Origin of the sequence: Chloroflexus sp. (assembly GCF_034435895.1) — a bacterium.
In the GTDB taxonomy this organism is placed as follows: domain Bacteria; phylum Chloroflexota; class Chloroflexia; order Chloroflexales; family Chloroflexaceae; genus Chloroflexus.
In genome coordinates this window covers 1-2,683 of record NZ_DAOTWH010000075.1, presented here as the reverse complement: position 1 = coordinate 2,683, position 2,683 = coordinate 1, and the positions used below count along the sequence as shown (strand labels likewise).

2 protein-coding genes are annotated in these 2,683 nt (G+C 62.3%); both read left to right on the top strand.

The features are described 5' to 3' along the window. Positions 1-180 precede the first annotated feature (180 nt). Positions 181-1,386: a glycosyltransferase family 4 protein gene (locus tag U9R81_RS04480; RefSeq protein WP_322494320.1), complete on the top strand. Its 1,206-nt coding sequence runs from the start codon at positions 181-183 to the stop codon at positions 1,384-1,386. A gap of 665 nt (positions 1,387-2,051) precedes the next feature. After that, positions 2,052-2,683: hypothetical protein (locus U9R81_RS04475; protein WP_322494319.1), on the top strand; the 632-nt coding region annotated here is incomplete at its 3' end.

Sequence of the window (2,683 nt, the reverse complement as noted above, 5' to 3'; positions counted from 1 at the left end):
CCGATCCGGGCCGTCGGGCGGCGATGGCCGCAGCGGCCCCAGCGTGGGCGAGCCAATTTGCGTGGCCAGCAGTGGTGGATCGGATTGAGGCGGTGTATCGGGCAGTGGTTGGAGAGAGCGTAAGGGCCTTGTAGGGGCGCACGGCTGTGCGCCCCTGCCGAATTACGTTTGGAAAACATCATGCGCGTTCTGATTATCGGTTTGGGCGGCGTGAGCCGCGCGTTCCGCAATTGGCCCGAACGAACGTTGGGCCAAGCGTTAGTAGCGGCTGGCCATGAGGTGATGGCGCTGACCTATTGGCAACCCGATCAACCGCACCTTGGCTTGACCGAGCGGGCTGAAGAGATTGATGGCATTAAGGTGCGGCGGGTGACGCCGCAGCTCTGGCCGGGGCGCGAGACGATCGCGGCGTTGGAATCGATGCCGTTGCCTGATGTGGCTCATGTCATTCACCCGCGCAATGTGCTGGCCTTGCAAGCGGTGCGCTGGCTGCGCCGGCGCGGGGCGCCGGTAGTGTGGACGTGGCTTGGCCCGTACCATGACCGTTGGCTGGTGACCGACCGGGAACGGCCCTACGAATCGGCAATCCACCCCGAACGGCTCATCTACACCGTGCCGCAACTGCTCAAACGCAGCCTGCGCGACTGGCGGTGGCGCGATCATTGGCACAACTACGCGATTCATCGCCCGTTGCGCGATGTGGCGGCGTTCATCCCCTGCTCGCAGCACGAAGCGCAGGTCTTGCGTGAACTCGGTTTTACCCAACCCATGACGGTTGTGCCGCTCTGGCTCGATATGGCGTTTATGGAGGGGCCTGCGCCGCCGTTGGCAGCCACGTTCACCCCGCCAATCATTCCCTACATCGGCCAGCTTACGCCGCGCAAAGGCTACGACGTACTGGTAGCGGCGATGCCGGCGATCATTGCCCGCTACCCGCAGGCTAGTTTCGTCTTTGTCACCCACAACCCGGCCCAACGGGCCGAACTGCAACGGCTAGCCGGCGAGCTTGGCGTGGCGGCCAATATCCATTTTCTCGGCACGCTGAGCGAAGAGCAGAAATTGGCTCTTTTGCGGGCCAGCGCCGTCTTGCCGTTCCCCTCGCGCTACGAAGGGTTTGGCTTGCCGGTGTTGGAAGGGATGGCCGCAGGGGTGCCGGTCATCAGTACCAACATCCCAGTGATTAACGAACTGATCCGTGATGGCGAAGGCGGCTTGCTCATCCCGTACAACGATGCCAAGGCGCTGGCCGGCGCGATACTGCGCGTGCTCGACGATCAAGCCTTGCGAGAACGCCTCATCGCTGGCGGGAGGCGGGCGGTGCGCGAACGGTTTGCGCCAGAGCGGTTGGTGGCGCAGGTGATCACGGCGTATCAAGGGGTGGTATAAAGGGGTTTGCGTAGCTTGGGCAGGCGCTTTGGGGAATAGCCACGAAGCCATGGAGTGCGGCAGTTTGACTGCCGCACTCCATAGGAAGCAGGCCGGCGAACCTGTGCTCCGGTTGTCAGGGCGAGCCGCCAGAGGCGGCGAAGCAATCTCCTGCTTCCCCCGATGTCAGGGCGAGCCGCCAGAGGCGGCGAAGCAATCTCCTGCTTCGGCGGAAGATGTACCTGCCCGCCATTGGTCTGCGCTGAAGGGGGAGATTGCTTCGGGCGCTGTGCGCCCTCGCAATGATAGGGGTGCGGCAGTTGGACTGCCGCACTCCGTAGTGAGAAGCGCTGGCGATCCGGCGCTTGTAATGTTTTTGTTACGCCAAACTTGTACACTGGCGAACAAGGGATCTTAACCATTCGTAAAAGGACACCGTTTGCCCCAATTCGATCTGGCGTTGCCGCTAGCGCATACCGAAATGTACCCTCGATCGTGTCCTCTGCGTGCTGTGTGCAGGTAGTCTGCGCCTCTGCAAGGTGTGGCCACCGGATAACGAACCGGTACGTTTCTCTTTCCTCTACCGGCGCGCACCTGCTCTCGGTATGGCCAAAACATTGTTTTGCTAGCTCGTCGCTTTTTCGTCGCTCTGTTTAGCCGTCACTCGATGTTTTGGAGGTTTCGCTATGCGCCAGCCGCGCCGTTTTGCGCTCTCTGCGTCTGTTGTATCGATTGCACTGATTGCTCTGTTTCTGCTGTTGATGGTTGTGCGCTTGTATCCAGCGGCGAACCCGGATCCGATCCGGGCCGCGTGGCAGCGCGCGCTGAGCGCCGGCGGTTACCGGTTTGATGCTACGGCGACGATTGTTGCCGACCCGGTCGCTTCGCCGATGAATGCCGGCCAGCCTCCCGATCGGCACGAAATCTATCTGCAAGGCAAAGCCGATCTGCCGGCTGAGACGACTGAGCTGCGATTGTGGACGCAGGGTGGGAATGTACAGACCGGTGAGGGCAGCGTGATGCTGCGTATTGTCGCCGGGCAGACGTGGGTGCGCCAAGGTGAGGGGGCTTGGGAGGAGTACAGCGGTCTTGGCGATCTGTTTGCGCCCGGCGGTGATGTGTTGGGGTATTTGAATGCGGTGCGCGATGTGCAGCCGTTGGGTGAGGAGCAGATAGCTGGGCGCGCGGTGACGCGCTATGCCTTCCAGATCGATGCGATGGCGCTCGAGCGCTATCTGCGCGAACGCCAGCAGGCGGCGTTGCGGCAGGCGAACCGGTTGCCGCCGGGGGTTGAGTTGCGTCCGGCGGATGAGTATCA